At 58.4% G+C, this 17,601-nt stretch carries 17 protein-coding genes and 1 riboswitch; of the genes, 9 read left to right on the forward strand and 8 right to left on the reverse strand.

Going from position 1 to position 17,601, the window contains the following annotated elements; all coding sequences use genetic code 11:
* Positions 1–125: 125 nt before the first annotated feature.
* The 3 genes from HMPREF1144_RS19870 to bioA form a co-directional block, all read right to left on the reverse strand.
* Positions 126–1,097: an IS110 family transposase gene (locus HMPREF1144_RS19870; RefSeq protein ID WP_009651684.1), complete on the reverse strand. Its 972-nt coding sequence runs from the start codon at positions 1,095–1,097 to the stop codon at positions 126–128.
* Positions 1,098–1,326: 229 nt separating this feature from the next.
* The gene (locus HMPREF1144_RS19875) at positions 1,327–1,803 is read right to left on the reverse strand and encodes a kinase inhibitor (RefSeq protein WP_009653774.1); all 477 of its coding nucleotides are present in this window, start codon (positions 1,801–1,803) and stop codon (positions 1,327–1,329) included.
* 69 nt (positions 1,804–1,872) lie between these two features.
* On the reverse strand, positions 1,873–3,162 hold the full coding sequence (gene bioA, locus HMPREF1144_RS19880; RefSeq protein ID WP_042928130.1) for an adenosylmethionine--8-amino-7-oxononanoate transaminase: 1,290 nt from the start codon (positions 3,160–3,162) through the stop codon (positions 1,873–1,875).
* An 84-nt stretch (positions 3,163–3,246) separates the two neighbouring features.
* Between bioA and bioB the strand changes: the two genes are divergently transcribed.
* The 4 genes from bioB to bioD are packed head-to-tail and all read left to right on the forward strand — an operon-like array spanning position 3,247 to position 6,895.
* A complete protein-coding gene (gene bioB / locus HMPREF1144_RS19885; RefSeq protein ID WP_009653778.1) occupies positions 3,247–4,287 on the forward strand; it encodes a biotin synthase BioB in 1,041 nt (346 codons plus the stop codon).
* Complete coding sequence (gene bioF, locus HMPREF1144_RS19890) at positions 4,284–5,441, forward strand: 8-amino-7-oxononanoate synthase (RefSeq protein ID WP_009653777.1); 1,158 nt, start codon at positions 4,284–4,286, stop codon at positions 5,439–5,441. Before bioB ends, bioF begins: the two co-directional genes overlap by 4 nt.
* Positions 5,425–6,180: a malonyl-ACP O-methyltransferase BioC gene (bioC, locus tag HMPREF1144_RS19895; RefSeq protein WP_009653785.1), complete on the forward strand. Its 756-nt coding sequence runs from the start codon at positions 5,425–5,427 to the stop codon at positions 6,178–6,180. Before bioF ends, bioC begins: the two co-directional genes overlap by 17 nt.
* Positions 6,173–6,895, forward strand: coding sequence for a dethiobiotin synthase (gene bioD, locus HMPREF1144_RS19900; protein WP_009653828.1), 723 nt, complete (start codon positions 6,173–6,175; stop codon positions 6,893–6,895). Before bioC ends, bioD begins: the two co-directional genes overlap by 8 nt.
* On the opposite strand, the gene HMPREF1144_RS19905 is transcribed toward bioD, so the two are convergent.
* The gene (locus tag HMPREF1144_RS19905; protein WP_042928111.1) at positions 6,837–7,559 is read right to left on the reverse strand and encodes an ABC transporter ATP-binding protein; all 723 of its coding nucleotides are present in this window, start codon (positions 7,557–7,559) and stop codon (positions 6,837–6,839) included. The two genes, bioD and HMPREF1144_RS19905, sit on opposite strands and share 59 nt — an antisense overlap.
* 711 nt (positions 7,560–8,270) lie before the next feature.
* Here HMPREF1144_RS19905 and uvrB point away from each other — a divergent pair.
* A complete protein-coding gene (uvrB, locus tag HMPREF1144_RS19910) occupies positions 8,271–10,286 on the forward strand; it encodes an excinuclease ABC subunit UvrB (protein ID WP_004849041.1) in 2,016 nt (671 codons plus the stop codon).
* Positions 10,287–10,579: 293 nt separating this feature from the next.
* Here uvrB and pmrB read toward each other — a convergent pair whose 3' ends face one another.
* The 4 genes from pmrB to yvcK all read right to left on the reverse strand — a co-directional run bounded on the left by pmrB (position 10,580) and on the right by yvcK (position 15,009).
* Positions 10,580–11,677 carry a two-component system sensor histidine kinase PmrB gene (gene pmrB, locus HMPREF1144_RS19915; RefSeq protein WP_009653788.1) on the reverse strand — a complete coding sequence of 366 codons (1,098 nt, stop codon included), beginning with the start codon at positions 11,675–11,677 and terminating at the stop codon, positions 10,580–10,582.
* A 4-nt stretch (positions 11,678–11,681) separates the two neighbouring features.
* The gene (pmrA, locus tag HMPREF1144_RS19920) at positions 11,682–12,353 is read right to left on the reverse strand and encodes a two-component system response regulator PmrA (RefSeq protein WP_004849045.1); all 672 of its coding nucleotides are present in this window, start codon (positions 12,351–12,353) and stop codon (positions 11,682–11,684) included.
* Positions 12,350–13,993 carry a phosphoethanolamine transferase EptA gene (eptA, locus tag HMPREF1144_RS19925; protein WP_004849047.1) on the reverse strand — a complete coding sequence of 548 codons (1,644 nt, stop codon included), beginning with the start codon at positions 13,991–13,993 and terminating at the stop codon, positions 12,350–12,352. The genes pmrA and eptA overlap by 4 nt, the downstream gene beginning before the upstream one ends.
* A gap of 110 nt (positions 13,994–14,103) precedes the next feature.
* The gene (yvcK, locus tag HMPREF1144_RS19930; RefSeq protein ID WP_004849048.1) at positions 14,104–15,009 is read right to left on the reverse strand and encodes a uridine diphosphate-N-acetylglucosamine-binding protein YvcK; all 906 of its coding nucleotides are present in this window, start codon (positions 15,007–15,009) and stop codon (positions 14,104–14,106) included.
* 209 nt (positions 15,010–15,218) lie between these two features.
* Positions 15,219–15,357: riboswitch (molybdenum cofactor riboswitch) on the forward strand.
* On the opposite strand from yvcK, the gene moaA reads away from it, so the two are divergent.
* From moaA to moaD, 4 genes are all read left to right on the forward strand, one after another.
* Entirely contained in the window at positions 15,345–16,334 is a 990-nt protein-coding gene (moaA, locus tag HMPREF1144_RS19935; RefSeq protein ID WP_009653806.1) for a GTP 3',8-cyclase MoaA, read from the forward strand. It overlaps the preceding riboswitch by 13 nt.
* Positions 16,335–16,355: 21 nt before the next feature.
* Positions 16,356–16,868: a molybdenum cofactor biosynthesis protein B gene (gene moaB / locus HMPREF1144_RS19940; RefSeq protein WP_009653795.1), complete on the forward strand. Its 513-nt coding sequence runs from the start codon at positions 16,356–16,358 to the stop codon at positions 16,866–16,868.
* Between the two features lie 3 nt (positions 16,869–16,871).
* On the forward strand, positions 16,872–17,360 hold the full coding sequence (gene moaC, locus HMPREF1144_RS19945) for a cyclic pyranopterin monophosphate synthase MoaC (protein WP_004849054.1): 489 nt from the start codon (positions 16,872–16,874) through the stop codon (positions 17,358–17,360).
* A complete protein-coding gene (gene moaD / locus HMPREF1144_RS19950; protein WP_004849056.1) occupies positions 17,353–17,601 on the forward strand; it encodes a molybdopterin synthase sulfur carrier subunit in 249 nt (82 codons plus the stop codon). The genes moaC and moaD overlap by 8 nt, the downstream gene beginning before the upstream one ends.

The raw sequence follows: 17,601 nt of genomic DNA on the forward strand, positions 1-17,601 counted from the left end.
GTAGATACTGTGAACGCCTGCAACTCTTTTAACTACTGTCACCTTTTCCGGCTCCCGGATGACAGGCACAACAACGACAGCGCCATCCGGTGCTGTCGTTTAATCCGGCACTCTTTCTTACGCTATCAACAACCATGCTGTGACGCATCGAACGCCTTTCCTGACTTCAGTACACCGTACGCCACCTGCGCCAGCTTTCGCATCATCGCCCCTATGATGACTTTTGCCCGCTTTCCGCTCTCTTCCAGCCTTTTCCTGAACGCTTTTCCCCACGCCGTATGGTACAGCGCCGATAATGCCGGCATGTATAACGCCTTGCGCAGTTGAACCGGCCCCGCTTTGCTCATCCGGCTCGCCCGCATCACGCTGCTGCCCGACTCATGCTGCACCGGCGTCAGTCCCGCATACGCCGCGAACTGCCGCGCTGTACCGAACTTCAGCTTCAGGCCCGTATACGCCAGCAGAACCGCCGCTGTTTTCTCCCCGATGCCCGGGATACTGTTCAGCAGCTTCCGCCGTCGTTTCATATCCGGGTCGTTATCCGTCAGGTCTTTTATCTGTTTTTCGATACGCGTCAGCTCCGCGCTCAGACATCCCAGCAGGATATCAATGCTGGCCAGTTGAACCTCCGGCGCGGTTTCCCGCCGGTTTTTCTCCTGCGTCTGCATCTCTGTCAGCGCCTGATGCCTTAACACCAGGGCTTTCAGTGCCCGCTCTGTCGGATGAGGGGCCTCCCAGGCTGACGGGCGTTTTTCCCGGCAGAAGTGAGCCAGCATACGGGCGTCCACTTTGTCAGTTTTACTGCGCAACCCCTCACTCTGTGCGAAAGCTTTACTGAGGGCGGGGTTGATGATGGACACGGTATACCCGGCATCACTCAGATGCGCGGCCGCGTCTTCCATGTAGGTGCTGGTGGACTCCATGCAGACATGGGCACGGTTCACGTCATGGCCGCGAAGCCAGCGGACCAGCGCTTCGTGTCCGGAGAGGGTATTATCAAATTTTTTACAACGATGCCGGCCATCAGGGCGAAGAATGTCGACATCCAGTTTAGCTTTGGCGACATCAATACCGATGAAGTGGAGTTCATTTTCCATAGTGAAACCAACCTTGCAAATACGGGTTACCGGTGAAAGCCGGTCCATGATACTGTCCGGTTTATCACATGAGAAAGAACGGCGGTCCGGTGCAAAGGATCTACGGAACAGGCGCGAAAGCCTAAGCCCGGACACGGCATCCGGACCGCCATCAGAGAGAACTGGCCGGTTCTTTCTGATGGAGTAATCATACAAGCCCGGATAAGGCGTTTACGCCGCCATCCGGGGATTAGCTAAACAGGGCGGTAATCGACGCGCTGCCGAGGCTGTGGAAATGGACGTTAAAGCCGACCATCGCGCCGCTCGCGCCCTCATCGACCGCAATTTTTTCGACGTCCAGCGCGTGGACGGTAAAGATATAGCGATGGGTCTCGCCTTTTGGCGGCGCCGCGCCGCCGTATCCGGCCTGGCCAAAATCGGTACGGGTCTGAATCGCTTCTTCGGGCAGTTCCGCCTGGCCGGAGCCGGCTCCCTGCGGTAACACGCGGGTATCGGCCGGAAGATTGGCCACCAGCCAGTGCCACCAGCCGGAGCCGGTTGGCGCATCGGGATCGAAGCAGGTCACCACAAAGCTTTTGGTTCCGGCCGGCACATCGTCCCACGCCAGATGCGGCGAGATATTATCGCCATCGTAGCCCATGCCGTTAAAGACATGACGATTGGGCAGCTTCTCACCATCCTGTAAATCATGACTGATTAATTTCATCGTCTCTCCTCGTAGTCATCCGCTGATTAGCCAGAAAGTGTAGCGCGAGAGAGGCGCCATTACCGTCGCTTATTCGCTAAAAAATGTTTCTTCCTGAACCGCGGCGTTTACCGCCCGCGTCAGGCGGCTCAGCTGCTCCGGCGTAATGATGTACGGCGGCATCAGGTAAATCAGGCGACCGAACGGGCGGATCCACACGCCTTGTTCGACGAAAAAGCGCTGCAGGGAGGCCATATTCACCGGCCGATGCGTCTCGATCACGCCAATCGCTCCCAGCACCCGCACATCGGCAACCTGCGCGGATTCGCGCGCCGGCGCCAGCTCGGCGCTGAGCTGCGCTTCAATGGCTGCCACCTGCTGCTGCCATTCGCCGCTTTCCAGCAGGCGCAGGCTCTCGGTCGCCGCCGCGCAGGCCAGCGGGTTGCCCATAAAGGTCGGGCCGTGCATAAAGCAGCCGGCTTCCCCGTCGCTGATAGTTTCTGCCACCTGACGGGTGGTGAGGGTGGCGGAGAGGGTCATGGTGCCGCCGGTCAGCGCTTTGCCGAGACACAGAATATCCGCCGCAATCCCCGCGTGCTCGCAGGCGAACAGCTTACCGGTTCGACCAAAGCCGGTGGCGATCTCATCGGCGATCAGCAGGATGCCCTCGCGATCGCACATCCTGCGGATCCGCCTGAGCCACTCGGGGTGGTACATCCGCATGCCGCCCGCGCCCTGAACAATCGGCTCGAGGATCACCGCGGCGATTTCATGGCGGTGGGCGGCCATCAGACGGGCGAACGGCGCCATATCCCGCTCATCCCAGTCGCCGTCGAAGCGGCTCTGCGGCGCCGGGGCGAAGAGGTTATCCGGCAGATAGCCCTGCCACAGGCTGTGCATTGAGTTCGTCGGATCGCAGACCGACATTGCGCCGAAGGTATCGCCGTGATAGCCGTTGCGGAAGGTGAGAAAGCGCCGGCGCGGGTCGCCTTTCGCCTGCCAGTACTGCAGTGCCATTTTCATCGCCACTTCGACGGCGACGGAGCCGGAATCGGCGAGGAACACGCATTCGAGGCTTTCCGGGGTCATCGCCACCAGCTGACGGCACAGGGCGACCGCGGAAGGGTGGGTAATCCCACCGAACATGACGTGCGACATCTGGTCAATCTGCGCTTTCATCGCCGCGTTCAGGCGCGGGTGATTGTAGCCATGAATGGCCGCCCACCAGGACGACATGCCGTCAACCAGCTGCCCGCCGTCGGCGAGGGTTAGCTCACAGCCGTGGGCGGCCACGACCGGATAGACCGGTAGCGGCGAAGTCATTGAAGTGTAAGGGTGCCAGATGTGGCGCCGATCGAAAGCGAGATCGTCCGTTGTCATAATCGACTTGTAAACCATTTTGAAAACATTTAGGTTTACGAGTATAAACCGAACCAACAATTAACAAAACCCCTGGAGAGGCTAATGGCTCACCACCCCCGCTGGACAATGTCGCAAGTTACTGAGTTATTTAATCAACCCTTTCTTGACCTGCTGTTTGAAGCGCAACAGATCCATCGCCAGCACTTCGACCCGCGCCAGGTTCAGGTCAGCACGCTGCTGTCGATTAAGACCGGCGCCTGCCCGGAGGACTGCAAATACTGCCCGCAAAGCGCGCGCTATAAAACCGGTCTGGAATCCGAACGCCTGATGGAGGTTGAACAGGTGCTTGAGTCGGCGCGACAGGCGAAACAAGCCGGTTCAACCCGCTTCTGTATGGGGGCGGCGTGGAAGAATCCGAACGATCGCGATATGCCGTATCTTGAGCAGATGGTGAAAGGGGTGAAAGCGCTGGGGCTGGAAGCGTGCATGACCCTTGGCACGCTCAACGATAGCCAGGCCCAGCGTCTGGCCGGCGCCGGTCTGGATTACTACAACCACAACCTCGATACCTCGCCGGAATTCTATGGCAATATCATCACCACCCGCACCTACCAGGAGCGCCTCGATACCCTCGATAAAGTGCGCGATGCCGGAATTAAAGTGTGCTCTGGCGGTATAGTCGGCCTTGGGGAAACGGTCAAAGACCGCGCCGGGCTGCTGCTACAGCTGGCCAATCTGCCGACGCCGCCGGAAAGCGTGCCGATCAACATGCTGGTGAAGGTCAAAGGCACGCCGCTGGCGGATAACGACGACGTGGACGCCTTTGATTTTATTCGTACTATCGCCATCGCGCGCATCATGATGCCGACCTCGCACGTGCGCCTCTCCGCCGGTCGTGAACAGATGAACGAACAGACCCAGGCGATGTGCTTTATGGCCGGGGCGAACTCGATTTTCTACGGCTGCAAGCTGCTGACCACGCCAAACCCGGAAGAGGACAAAGACCTGCAGCTGTTCCGCAAGCTGGGGATTAATCCGCAGCAGACCGAGGTACTGGAAGGCGATAACGCCCAGCAGCAGCGCCTGGAGCAGGCGTTGATGAACCCGGATACCGAGGAATATTACAACGCGGCGGCGCTATGAGCTGGCAGCACCGCATCGAGCTGGCGCTGGCGGAACGGCAGGCGGCGGATGCCTTGCGCAGTCGCCTGCCGGTGACGCTGGGCGCAGGACGCTGGCTCAGCCGCGAAGGGCGGCGCTGGCTCAATTTTTCCAGCAACGATTATCTTGGCCTCAGCCAGCATCCGGCTATCGTCAAGGCCTGGCAGCAGGGCGCGGATCGCTACGGCGTCGGCAGCGGCGGTTCCGGCCACGTCAGCGGCTATAGCGAGGCGCACCGCGCGCTGGAGGAGCAGCTGGCCGACTGGCTGGGCTATCCGCGTGCGCTGCTGTTTATTTCCGGCTTTGCCGCGAATCAGGCGGTGATTGCCGCGCTGGCGGGCAAAGAGGATCGGATTGTCGCCGACCGTCTCTGCCACGCTTCGCTGCTGGAAGCCGCCAGCCTTAGCCCGGCGCAGCTGCGGCGTTTTCAGCACAACGACAGCCGCCATCTTGACGATTTGCTGGCGAAACCGCTATCCGGCCAGCAGCTGGTGGTGACCGAAGGCATTTTTAGCATGGACGGCGATAGCGCGCCGCTGGCTGAGGTTTATCAGGCGGCGCGGGTGGCCGGCGCGCTTCTGCTGGTTGACGACGCGCACGGTATCGGCGCGCTCGGCGAAGAGGGGCGCGGCAGCTGCTACGCGCAGCAGGTACGCCCGGATCTGCTTATCGTCACCTTCGGTAAAGCGTTTGGCGTCAGCGGCGCGGCGGTGCTGTGCAGCGAGGCGCTGGCGGATTATCTGCTGCAGTTTGCCCGCCATCTGATTTACAGCACCGCCATGCCGCCGGCGCAGGCGGTGGCGCTGAGCGCCGCGCTGGCCGTGATTCGCAGCGACGAGGGTCAGCAGCGGCGGGAAACGCTGGCCGGCCATATCGCCGACTTTCGCCGGGGAATGTCCCACTATCCCGGCGAGCTCACTGATTCCGGCAGCGCGATCCAACCGCTGATCGTCGGCGACAACGCCCGCGCGCTGCGGCTGGCGGCGCGTCTGCGCGAGGAAGGCTGCTGGGCGACGGCCATTCGTCCGCCGACGGTCCCCGTCGGCAGCGCGCGGCTGCGCCTGACGCTGACCGCCGCGCACGAGTCTGCCGATATCGCCCGCCTGCTGGAGGTGCTGCATGACGGCGGTGAATAAGCGCGCCGTTGCGGCGGCGTTTGGCCGCGCGGCGGGACATTACGCTCAGCACGATGAATTACAGCGTCTTAGCGCCTCTCTGCTGCTGGAACAGCTCGATATCAAGACCTTTCCTGAGGTGCTGGACGCGGGCTGCGGCCCCGGCAGCATAAGCCGCTTCTGGCGCGATGCAGGGAGCCGGGTGACGGCGCTGGATCTTTCCGTCGACATGCTGGCGGAGGCCCGCCGCGGAAACTGCGCGCACCGCTACGTCGAGGGCGACATCGAAGCGCTGCCGCTGGCGGACGGCTGCGTTGATCTGGCGTGGAGCAACCTTGCGGTTCAGTGGTGCGACAATCTCGCGACCGCCATTGATGAGCTGTCCCGGGTAGTGCGCCCCGGCGGCCGCGTGGCGTTTAGTACGCTGCTGTCAGGTTCGTTACCTGAGCTCAATCAGGCCTGGCGAGCCATCGATGAGCGGCCGCACGCCAACCGTTTTCTCAGCGAGCAGGCGGTGCGTCAGGCGCTGGCCGAACGCCGCGCCAGCGGCCACGTCCACGCCATCACGCTGCCGTTTCCCGACGCGCTTGGCGCGATGCGGTCGCTTAAAGGCATTGGCGCAACCCATTTGCACCACGGACGCAGCCCTGCGCCGCTCAGCCGCGGCAAGCTGCGGCAGCTCCAGCTCGCCTGGCCGCAGCAGCAGGGCCAGTGCCCGCTGACGTACCATCTTTTTACAGGAGTTATCGAACGTGACTAAACGTTTCTTCGTTACCGGCACCGACACCGAGGTGGGGAAAACCGTCGCCAGCTGCGCGCTGCTGCAGGCGGCCAATCGCGAGGGATATAACAGCGCGGGCTACAAACCGGTGGCTTCCGGCAGCGACTATACGGCCCAGGGATTACGTAATGAGGATGCGCTGGCTTTACAGCGCAATAGCCGCGTGGCGCTGCGCTACGAGCAGGTCAATCCGTTCACCTTTGCTGAACCGACGTCACCGCATATTATCAGCGCCGATGAAGGGAGACCGATTGACGCCGCTGCGATTTCTGCTGGCCTGCGCGAGCTGGAAGCGCTGTCCGACTGGCTACTGGTGGAAGGGGCGGGAGGCTGGTTTACGCCGCTGTCAGAAACGCTGACCTTTGCTGATTGGGTGCAGGTAGAGCGGCTGCCGGTGATTTTAGTGGTCGGCGTTAAGCTGGGGTGTATCAACCATGCCATGCTGACCGCTCAGGCGGTGCTGCAGCCCGGACTGCCGCTGGCGGGCTGGATAGCCAACGATATCCAGCCGCCCGGCAGGCGCCACCCTGAATATCTGGCAACGCTGAAACGCGTGCTGCCCGCGCCGTTTCTTGGCGAGATCCCGTGGCTGGTGGAGGTGGCTCAGCGCGAGGATCTCGGTCAGTATCTCGACCTCAGCGCGCTGGATCGGGCGCCATCCACTTCGCCAGCAGCGGGGCATCCAGCTGGATAACGTCGCCCTGGGCTACGCTGCGTCCACAGTGCAGCAGACAGAAACGATCCGCCACCCGACGAATAAACGGCAGGTGCTGTTCGGCGATCAGCACCGTCAGGCCAATATCGCGGTTCAGGCGCATCAGTAAATCCCCGAGCTTGTGCAGGAAGCGCTGGCCGCCGCCGCGCGAAGGTTCGTCGAGGATCAGCAGGCGCGGACGGGTTATCAGCGCCCTGGCCAGCGCCAGCTGGTACTGATCGTCGGCGCTCAGGGTAATCCCTTTACTTTGGCGCAGAGCGTACAGCTCGGGGAACAGATCGTAAATCTCTCCGGCGACCGCTGACGCCGGTTCGCCGCCCGCCGCAAGGGCAATGTGCAAATTTTCCTCCACGCTCAGCTGCGAAAAGATCCGTTTATGCTGTGGTACATAGCCAATGCCGATGGCGCTGCGCGACTGCGCGGAGAGCGGCATCAGGTCATAGGGCGCCGATCCTCCGTCCTGCCAGGTGATAGTGCCGCTGGCCACCGGTAGATGACCGGTAATACAGTTGACGAGCGTGGTTTTCCCCATTCCCTGGCGCCCCATGACGCAAGTGCATTTACCGGGTTTGAGCTCAAGGTCAACATTCCACAGCGTGTGCTGGCTTCCGTAATAGTGGTTCACGGCGCGTAGACTCAACATAGACGTTTTCTCCTTTCCTGGGATAGCAGGCGACGAGAAGATTCTGCAAATCTCTTGCCAGGAAAAAGAACTCTCGGTATTTGCTGGTCAATACAGGTGCGACCGGGCGGAAGCGGACCGACCTTGCACTTTCCCGGTGCCCGAGCGCTGAAATGTGGTGCAAAAAATAACAAAAAATCTAGCCACTCTTCGCCAATAAACAGCAAAAAAAATTCAATTAATTTTTTTCGCGGTGGGTTTGGCCGGGGCGACGGGTTTTGTTCGGGTGGCTCGGGTCATGGGCTGCAGACAGTTATCCACTATTCCTGTGGATAACCTTGTGTATTAGAGTTAGAAAACTTGCGGTAAGCTAGAGAGTACGCGGCCTGCGGCCGAATTGGCGCGAAACCCGTCTTTTATTAAATTATATTAAATATCAATTATTTAAATAAAATCAATGCCTGTAAGAAAAGTGTCACCGACTGCCATAAAACATTCATCCCCTCGCTTGACAAATGTTAAATGGCCATACTTTTTGGGGATAACCCTGAGGCGTGGTCGATTATCCCGTAAAGCGGTTTTTATTCGTCCATGTTGGCGGTAAAAAGCGCTAATTAGACCGACTACGATAATATAATACTGTTTTTATATCCAGTATTTTTTATTGGCAAAAGCTGAGCCGGCGAGTAGAATTAAACACCTGCCGTTCAACCCTTCTTCAGGTTCTGATTGATGAGTAAACCGTTCAAGCTACATTCTGCTTTCCGTCCCTCCGGCGACCAGCCGGAAGCCATTCGTCGCCTGGAAGAGGGGCTGGAAGATGGCCTGGCGCATCAAACCCTCCTCGGGGTCACCGGCTCAGGTAAAACGTTTACCATTGCCAACGTCATTGCTGACCTGCAGCGCCCGACGATGGTGCTGGCGCCAAACAAAACCCTGGCGGCGCAGCTATACGGCGAAATGAAAGAGTTCTTCCCGGAGAACGCGGTGGAGTATTTCGTCTCGTACTATGACTACTACCAGCCGGAAGCCTACGTGCCAAGCTCGGACACCTTCATCGAGAAAGATGCGTCGGTGAACGAACATATTGAACAGATGCGTCTGTCGGCGACCAAAGCGCTGCTGGAGCGTCGCGACGTGGTGGTGGTGGCCTCGGTCTCCGCTATCTACGGTCTGGGCGATCCGGATCTGTATCTGAAAATGATGCTGCACCTGACGGTCGGCATGATTATCGACCAGCGCGCTATTTTGCGCCGCCTGGCCGAGCTGCAGTATACCCGCAACGATCAGGCCTTCCAGCGCGGTACCTTCCGCGTACGCGGCGAGGTGATTGATATCTTCCCGGCGGAGTCTGACGATATCGCGCTGCGCGTTGAGCTGTTCGATGAGGAAGTTGAGCGCCTGTCGCTGTTCGATCCGCTGACCGGTCATATTGAGTCGACGATCCCGCGCTTCACCGTTTATCCCAAAACCCACTACGTCACCCCGCGCGAGCGCATCGTCCAGGCGATGGAAGAGATTAAAGTTGAACTATCGGAGCGGCGTAAGGGACTGCTGGAGAACAACAAGCTGCTGGAAGAGCAGCGCCTGAGCCAGCGTACGCAGTTCGACCTCGAAATGATGAACGAGCTGGGCTACTGCTCGGGGATTGAAAACTACTCGCGCTATCTGTCGGGCCGCGGGCCGGGCGAACCGCCGCCGACGCTGTTTGACTACCTGCCAGCCGATGGTCTGCTGGTCATCGATGAGTCCCACGTCACGATCCCGCAGATCGGCGGTATGTACCGCGGGGACCGGGCGCGCAAAGAGACGCTGGTGGAGTACGGTTTCCGCCTGCCGTCGGCGCTCGATAACCGTCCGCTCAAGTTTGAAGAGTTTGAGGCCCTGGCGCCGCAAACCATCTATGTTTCGGCGACGCCGGGAGCCTATGAGCTGGATAAATCCGGCGACGAGGTGGTGGACCAGGTCGTCCGTCCTACGGGGCTGCTGGATCCGGTCATCGAAGTGCGTCCGGTAGGCACCCAGGTCGACGATCTGCTCTCGGAAATTCGCATCCGCACCGCGATCAACGAGCGCGTGCTGGTCACGACGCTGACCAAACGCATGGCGGAAGATTTAACCGAATATCTGGAAGAGCACGGCGAGCGGGTGCGCTACCTGCACTCGGACATCGACACCGTGGAGCGCATGGAGATTATCCGCGACCTGCGTCTCGGCGAGTTTGACGTGCTGGTGGGGATCAACCTGCTGCGTGAAGGTTTGGATATGCCGGAAGTTTCGCTGGTGGCGATCCTGGATGCCGATAAAGAAGGCTTCCTGCGCTCTGAACGCTCGCTGATTCAGACCATTGGCCGCGCGGCGCGAAATATCAACGGCAAAGCGATTCTCTACGGCGATAAAATCACCCCGTCGATGGCGAAAGCGATCGGGGAAACCGAGCGCCGCCGCGAGAAGCAGCAGGCATACAACGAAGAGCACGGTATCGTTCCGCAGGGGCTGAATAAGAAAGTGGTCGACATTCTGGCGCTCGGTCAGAATATCGCGAAAACCAAAACCAAGGGGCGCGGCAAGTCTCGCTCACCGGTTGAGGCGGATGTCGTCGCGCTAACGCCGAAGGCGCTCCAGCAGAAAATTCACGAACTGGAAGGGCAGATGATGCAGCACGCGCAGAACCTGGAGTTCGAAGAGGCGGCGCAAATTCGCGACCAGCTTCACCAGCTGCGCGAGCTGTTTATCGCCGCGTCGTAGCGGCGTTGCCAGATAAATATCGCCCGGGCCTTACCGAATCTTCGGAGTGATGGGCGGGATGTGTTTTGCGTGGGTCGGGTAAGGCGCTACCTGACAGAAAAGCGGCACATGAGCCGAAAAGCTTTGGTTATTTATTGCCCCTCTGTCGCGATTTTCCGTGATGCTTAATGTTGGCTTAATCTTGTTTGGCGAAACTATCCTCACTTTACTGAGGATAGCGCCATGCAAAAATTAACCTTCCGCGAATACCTGGCAGTCACCTGCGCGTTTGTTATCGTCGTTGCCTTTTTCCATCAGTGGGTGCTGACGTTCTGACGCGAAGCTTTAGGGAAGAGCACCCAGGCGCGAACGCCGGGCCCGGGCTGTCGGTTATGTAAAAAGAACTGCGCGTCGTGCAGCTGGGCGATGCGGGTGACGATGCTTAACCCGAGACCAATACCGCCATAGCGGCTGTCCATGCGGACGAACGCTTTGCTTAACTCACCGCTTTTAGCCTCATCAATTCCCGGGCCTTCATCCTCAACGGCCAGAATGGGCGTAGGGCCAGGCGCTATCGACACTTTAATCCTCGACCCCGTCGGGCTATAACGATGCGCGTTTTCGACCAGGTTACGTAAAACAACCTGCACCAGCGTGGCGTCGCCCGACACGATTGCCTCTCCATCCTTGACGTTGAACGCCAGCGTCTGCTGGCGCTGCTGCAGCATTGTCTCAAGTTCGCTCTGCAGCGGTTCAATCACATCCTCTTTCAGCGCAACCTGCTGATAGCTTCCGGCGGAGAATGACTGGCCAACGCGCGCCAGCTGAAGCAGCTGGGTAATGCTATTGGTCATTTGATCGAGACGCTGAATCAGCGGGTCCACGCTAACGCCGTGCACTTTCGCCAGAAGCTCCAGGTGCAGACGCAGCCCGGCCAGCGGCGTGCGCAGTTCATGGGCGACGTCGGCGGTAAACAGACGCTCGCGATCGAGGGTTAAATTCAGGCGGGATACCAGCTGATTAATCGCTGTGGTCACCGCGGTGACTTCAGGAACCGATTCCTTCAGCGTGATAGGCTGCAGGTTGTCCGGGGTGCGGCTTTCCAGCTCGAGCTGCAGTCTGGAAAGCGGTTTTGTGATTTTTTTCACCGCCAGCAGGGAGATATACAGCGCCAGGCCGATAATCAGCAGGCTTGGGATCAGTAGGCTGGCTACCGCTTCGCGAACCTCATGCTCTATATGCTTCTGATTGTTATGCCCTTCAACGGCGCTGGCGACCAGCAGCTGAATCTGTTCCTGGCTTTCATGCCACAGCCAGAACACGCTGATGAGCTGACAAACGGCCAGAATAACGCCAATTGTCAGCAGCAGCCGATGACGCATAGTCCAGTTTTCACTGACAAAAAAAGCCATAGTGTTATTCGGTCTCCGCGTTATCAACCAGCATATAGCCAAAGCCCCGGACGGTGCGGATGCGTGATTTGCCGACTTTATCGCGCAGATTATGAATATGCACCTCCAGCGTGTTGGTGGCCGGTTCGTTGTCCCAGCTGTAAATGTCGTTGTAGAGAATTTCGCGATGCACCGGGCTGCCCGCTTTCATCATCAGGCGTGAAAGCAGAGCGTACTCTTTGGGGGTTAAATCCAGGGACTGCTCGCCGAGCCAGACCAGCCGCCGGGTGACGTTCAGGCGCAGATTGCCGACGGACAGTTCGTTATCGCCCTGATTATTGTGACGACGCAGCAGGGCGCGAATGCGCGCGTTCAGCTCTTCCAGCGCAAACGGCTTCACCAGGTAGTCATCCGCGCCGGTATCCAGGCCGCTGATGCGGTCATCCACGGTATCGCGGGCGGTGAGGATCAGCACCGGCTGGCTGAACTTCTCCCGTCGCATGCGCGCCAGGAAGTGCAGACCGTCTTCATCCGGCAGGCCGAGGTCGAGAACCACCAGGCTATAGTGGTTGCTGGCCAGAGAGAGCGCTGCTTCGTGGGCGGTTGACACGCCGTCGCAGACGTAACCCTCGCTTTGCATCGCCAGGATTAATCCCTGTAACAGGAGCGCATCGTCTTCAATGACTAAAATTTTCATCGGCCTGCCTCTCTACATGGCGTTAAGATATCGTCTGTTGCCTGGTACTCGCGGGTGCTGACCCCGAGCAGACCGAGCAGGGTGGAGAAAAGATTATCCTGCGAATACGCTTGCGTTTTCGCTTTTTGCTGCAAACACTGGCTGGACACGCCATAGCGCTGTTGATAATCCGCGGACAGCCACAGCAGCATTGGGACGTGTTTTTGCGTCTCCGGCGCGATGGACCACGGCAGCCCGTGCAAATATACCCCATCCTCGCCAAGCGACTCGCCGTGATCCGACAGATACACCAGGCTGGTGGTAAATTTATCCTGCTTTGACTGCAGTAATTTTATCGCTTTGTCGACCACATAATCGACATACAAAATCGTATTGTCGTAGGTATTGGTGAGCTGCTGCTGGGTACAGCTCTGGATTTCGTTGGTATCGCAGGTCGGCGTAAACTGTTTAAACTGCGCCGGATAGCGATTGTAGTAGGTCGGACCGTGGCTGCCGATGGTGTGCAGAACGATAATCCCGTCCTGCTTAAGATTGTCGATATAGCTATCCAGGTTATGGAACAGCACCTCATCGTAGCACTCGCCGTCGATGCACTGGCCGCTCAGCTTGAGATCGGTGACGTTCTGGTGCGGCACCCGATCGCAGGCCCCTTTACAGCCGCCGTCGTTATCATTCCACTGCACCTGAATTCCCGCCCGCTGCAGGATATCCAGTACGCCTTCCTGATGGTGCGCCAGCTCTTCATCATAGTGGGTGCGCGGCATATTAGAGAACATGCACGGTACAGAAACCGCGGTCGCGGTGCCGCAGGAGGTGGTGTCGGGGAAATAGATAACATTATCCTGTTTCAGGCGCGGGTTGGTCTCGCGGGCGTAGCCGTTCAGGGAAAAGTTTGCCGCCCTTGAGGTTTCGCCTAACACCACGATAGTCAGGTTTTTCCTCGGTCCGCTGCGCATCTGCGCCTTCTGAACCGCGTCTTCGCCAATTTTGACCAGCGGAAGATTATCCATCCTGTTATGCGCATACCAGGAGTTCATGGCCACAATGCTGTTTGACGGGCTCAGGGACTTAACCAGCTCTTTGTTATTGCGAAACAGCGAGGCGTAATCTTTATAAAAAAATGCCGCGACCAGAATAATCAGCAGCGCTGAAACCACGATGCTCAACAGCCTTACCGCCACGCTGCGCCACAGGGTTGCCGGTTTGCGGATTTTAACCCACCAGGCCACGACCACCGCCAGAATGCCGGAGAGTCCCAGGATCAGGACCATTTTTCCGGAGAGTAGCGCAAAGCTTTCGGCGGGAGTGGTATCGAGAATATTGGTGATCATCGCCCGATCGATAACCACGCCAAAGGTCCAGATAAAATACTGGGCCGAGGCGCTAAGCAGAATAAACAGGCTGATAACGAGGCGGTCAAGCTTAAGAAATGACGCTAGCGTGGTGATGATATTCATCACGCTGATAGCCACTATCGGCATACTGAGGAACACCAGCCAGTTATGCAGGCCGTTGACCGGCAGCAGGGTAAACGCCTGGCGATAGAAAGCGATGTTCAGCGCCAGGCCAATATAGCAGGCGAACAGAATCAAATAGACCGTACGGTTAAGCATTGGCCGACGTAAAGAAAATAACGACATAGCGAAGTCCACATAAAGAGATGTTCGCTATGCTGCCCGATTTTTTTTAAGACAACCTTAAGATTTTAAGCCTGCCTGTTTTTGTCGCGAGGATAAGGCCGCGTTGAGGATTAGCCTAAGGCCTGAATCGCTTTATCCAGCGCGCGGCGCAACAGCTGGCGATCGTGACGATAGGGCACATCGCTGGCGTCCAGCGGCGTCTGAATGACGACCCGATCCTTAATTCCTGCGATATCGGCTTTCGGGCCGACAACCAGCGCGTCAATCACTCGTTTACCAATCTGCTGCTCCATAATGGCGACTCTGTCAGCCAGCGTCAGGCTGGCTGCCGGGCTATGCTCTTTGCCGAGATTATCGATAAACACCATTGGCGCGGGCGTGCGGCGCAGCGCCTTCGCCATCTCATCAAGCAGCAGAATCGGCATCAGGCTGGTATAGAAGCTGCCGGGGCCAATCAGGATTAAATCGGCTTCGGCGATGGCTTCTATCGCTTCACGGGTGGTGGGCACCGGCGGGGAGAGCATAAGCTCGCGTGGCACGCTGGCAAGCTGATCGATATTCACTTCACCGTAAACTTCGTGCCCTTCATGGTCGATGGCCATAAGATCGACCGGTTGTTCCGACATCGGGATCAGAAACGCGTCGACCTTAAGAAGATTCCTGATCAAATTGATCGCTTCAAGTGGACGCACGCTCAGGTGATCCAGCGCCTTAAGCATCAAATTGCCGAGGTTATGCCCGGAAAGCTCACCGTTGCCGCTAAAGCGGTACTCAAACATCGCCGAGGCCACGCTGGGCTCGGCGATGAGCTGATTAATACAGTTGCGCATATCGCCCCAGGCGATGCCGCCTTCCGCGCGACGAATGCGCCCCGTAGAGCCGCCGTTATCGGTCGTGGTGACGATGCCGGTGAGGCGTGAACCGAGCGAAGAGAGGGATGACATTACCCGGCCCAGCCCGTGCCCGCCGCCGAGTGCCACCACGCGATCCAGATCGGCGAAAGTGCGATTGCGCATAAAAATCCCTTATAACCATTTATCGGGCTCACAGTAACCGATCTACCCCTAAAAGACGATGGGCTGAATCTGACAAACTGACCGACATCAATGCAAAAGCGTGGTTTTTAGCTATTCTGTAGCGAAAATACGCGATCGTATCGATATGTACATGATTATATAACGAAACTGGAAATGGCATAACCGTTATTAAAGCGCTACTATTCGGCGTAACCCACTAACACTCTAGCCTCTGTGCCTGTGTCGAAAGATATGGTGCTTTGGCCGTGACAACTTCGGTTGCCACCAGGGCGCGAAAAGAAATGACCGCGTCTCCCGTATTTGGAAAGGTGTCTATGGCTTCACAGCTTACCGATGCATTTGCGCGGAAGTTTTACTATCTGCGTTTATCAATTACCGACGTATGCAACTTTCGTTGTACCTACTGTCTCCCCGATGGCTATAAGCCCGGCGCCGTCACCAATAAAGGCTTTCTCTGCGTCGATGAAGTTCGCCGCGTGACGCGCGCGTTTTCCGCCCTGGGGACAGAAAAGGTGCGCCTGACCGGCGGCGAACCCTCGCTGCGTCGCGATTTTACCGACATCATCGCCGCCGTGCGGGAAAACCCTTCTATTCGCCAGATTGCGGTCACCACCAACGGCTACCGGCTGGCGCGCGACGTTGAAAGCTGGCGCGATGCCGGGCTGACGGCGATTAACGTCAGCGTGGACAGCCTCGATGCGCGTCAGTTTCACGCCATCACCGGCCAGGACAAGTTTCATCAGGTGATGGACGGCATCGATGCCGCATTTGCCGCTGGCTTCGAAAAAGTGAAGGTCAATACCGTGCTAATGCGCGACGTTAACCATCACCAGCTCGACACTTTTCTGGCGTGGATCCAGCCGCGCCGCATTCAGCTGCGTTTTATTGAATTGATGGAAACCGGCGAAGGCAGCGATCTGTTCCGCCGCCATCATATCTCGGGCATGGTGCTGCGCGATGAGCTGCTGCGTCGCGGCTGGATCCATCAGATCCGCCAGCGTAGCGACGGCCCGGCGCAGGTGTTTTGCCATCCGGATTATGCCGGGGAAATTGGTCTGATTATGCCTTATGAAAAAGACTTCTGCGCTACCTGTAACCGTCTGCGCGTCTCTTCCGTGGGTAAATTGCACCTGTGCCTGTTCGGCGAAGGCGGCGTCGATCTGCGCGATCTGCTCGCCGATGAGCAGCAGCAGCCGGCGCTGGAGGCGCGCATATCCGAGGCGTTAACGCATAAAAAACAGACCCACTTCCTGCATCAGGGCAACACAGGTATTACCCGGAACCTGTCCTATATTGGCGGATAATTCATTTTAAGGAGCGATCAGATGAGCCAGGCCAGCGCTGAGTTTATCCCGACCCGTATTGCTATTCTCACCGTCTCCAGCCGACGTGGCGAAGAGGACGACACCTCCGGACACTGGCTGCGCGACGCGGCTGAGGAGGCGGGGCACGTCATCGTCGATAAGGCGATTGTGAAAGAGAACCGCTACGCCATTCGTGCTCAGGTGTCGGCGTGGATTGCCGGCGATGAGGTGCAGGTGGTGCTGATTACCGGCGGCACAGGTTTTACCGACGGCGACCAGGCGCCGGAAGCGCTGCTGCCGCTGTTTGACCGCGAAGTGGAAGGTTTCGGCGAGGTGTTCCGCATGCTCTCCTTCGAAGAGATCGGTACCTCGACCCTGCAGTCCCGTGCCGTTGCCGGGGTGGCGAACCGCACGCTGATTTTTGCGATGCCCGGCTCAACCAAAGCCTGTCGTACCGCATGGGACAATATTATTGCGCCGCAGCTTGATGCGCGCACGCGCCCGTGCAACTTTATCTCTCATCTTAAGAAGTAATTTATGACGCAGCTGACCCATATTAACGCCGCCGGCGAAGCGCACATGGTCGATGTCTCAGGGAAAGCGGAGACGGTTCGCGAAGCGCGCGCCGAGGCCTATGTTGAAATGCAGGCCACGACGCTGGCGATGATTATCGACGGTAGCCATCACAAAGGCGATGTCTTTGCCACTGCGCGCATTGCCGGGATTCAGGCGGCAAAACGCACCTGGGAGCTGATTCCGCTTTGCCATCCGCTGATGCTGAGCAAAGTCGAAGTCAGTCTGCAGGCGCAGCCCGAGCATAACCGGGTGCGTATCGAATCCCTGTGCCGTCTGACCGGGAAAACCGGCGTTGAGATGGAAGCCCTGACCGCCGCTTCCGTCGCCGCGCTGACGATTTACGATATGTGCAAAGCGGTGCAGAAAGATATGGTCATAGGTCCGGTGCGCCTGCTGGCGAAAAGCGGCGGCAAGTCCGGCGATTTCAGAGTGGAAGATAGCCATGATTAAGGTTCTTTTTTTTGCCCAGGTGCGCGAACTGCTCGGCACCGACTCCCTGACGCTCGATCCGCAAGGCCTGACCACGGTTGAAGCCGTTCGCCAGCAGCTGATCGCCCGCGGCGATCGCTGGGCGCTGGCGCTGGAGGAGGGCAAGCTGCTGGCGGCGGTAAACCAGACGCTGACGACGTTTGATCACCCGCTGGCGGCCGGTGATGAAGTGGCGTTTTTCCCGCCGGTTACCGGGGGATAA

The sequence above is a fragment of the Klebsiella sp. OBRC7 genome (assembly GCF_000293135.1).
Taxonomy (GTDB): domain Bacteria; phylum Pseudomonadota; class Gammaproteobacteria; order Enterobacterales; family Enterobacteriaceae; genus Klebsiella; species Klebsiella michiganensis.

Bases quoted from the DNA above. Each gene is read 5' to 3' on its own strand.
- HMPREF1144_RS19870 (WP_009651684.1), bottom strand. From the start codon at position 1,097: ATGGAAAATGAACTCCACTTCATCGGTATTGATGTCGCCAAAGCTAAA.
- bioA (WP_042928130.1), bottom strand. From the start codon at position 3,162: ATGACAACGGACGATCTCGCTTTCGATCGGCGCCACATCTGGCACCCT.
- HMPREF1144_RS19905 (WP_042928111.1), bottom strand. From the start codon at position 7,559: ATGTTGAGTCTACGCGCCGTGAACCACTATTACGGAAGCCAGCACACG.
- uvrB (WP_004849041.1), top strand. From the start codon at position 8,271: ATGAGTAAACCGTTCAAGCTACATTCTGCTTTCCGTCCCTCCGGCGAC.
- pmrB (WP_009653788.1), bottom strand. From the start codon at position 11,677: ATGGCTTTTTTTGTCAGTGAAAACTGGACTATGCGTCATCGGCTGCTG.
- pmrA (WP_004849045.1), bottom strand. From the start codon at position 12,353: ATGAAAATTTTAGTCATTGAAGACGATGCGCTCCTGTTACAGGGATTA.
- bioC (WP_009653785.1), top strand. From the start codon at position 5,425: ATGACGGCGGTGAATAAGCGCGCCGTTGCGGCGGCGTTTGGCCGCGCG.
- yvcK (WP_004849048.1), bottom strand. From the start codon at position 15,009: ATGCGCAATCGCACTTTCGCCGATCTGGATCGCGTGGTGGCACTCGGC.
- moaB (WP_009653795.1), top strand. From the start codon at position 16,356: ATGAGCCAGGCCAGCGCTGAGTTTATCCCGACCCGTATTGCTATTCTC.
- eptA (WP_004849047.1), bottom strand. From the start codon at position 13,993: ATGTCGTTATTTTCTTTACGTCGGCCAATGCTTAACCGTACGGTCTAT.
- moaA (WP_009653806.1), top strand. From the start codon at position 15,345: ATGGCTTCACAGCTTACCGATGCATTTGCGCGGAAGTTTTACTATCTG.
- bioB (WP_009653778.1), top strand. From the start codon at position 3,247: ATGGCTCACCACCCCCGCTGGACAATGTCGCAAGTTACTGAGTTATTT.
- bioF (WP_009653777.1), top strand. From the start codon at position 4,284: ATGAGCTGGCAGCACCGCATCGAGCTGGCGCTGGCGGAACGGCAGGCG.
- HMPREF1144_RS19875 (WP_009653774.1), bottom strand. From the start codon at position 1,803: ATGAAATTAATCAGTCATGATTTACAGGATGGTGAGAAGCTGCCCAAT.
- moaC (WP_004849054.1), top strand. From the start codon at position 16,872: ATGACGCAGCTGACCCATATTAACGCCGCCGGCGAAGCGCACATGGTC.
- moaD (WP_004849056.1), top strand. From the start codon at position 17,353: ATGATTAAGGTTCTTTTTTTTGCCCAGGTGCGCGAACTGCTCGGCACC.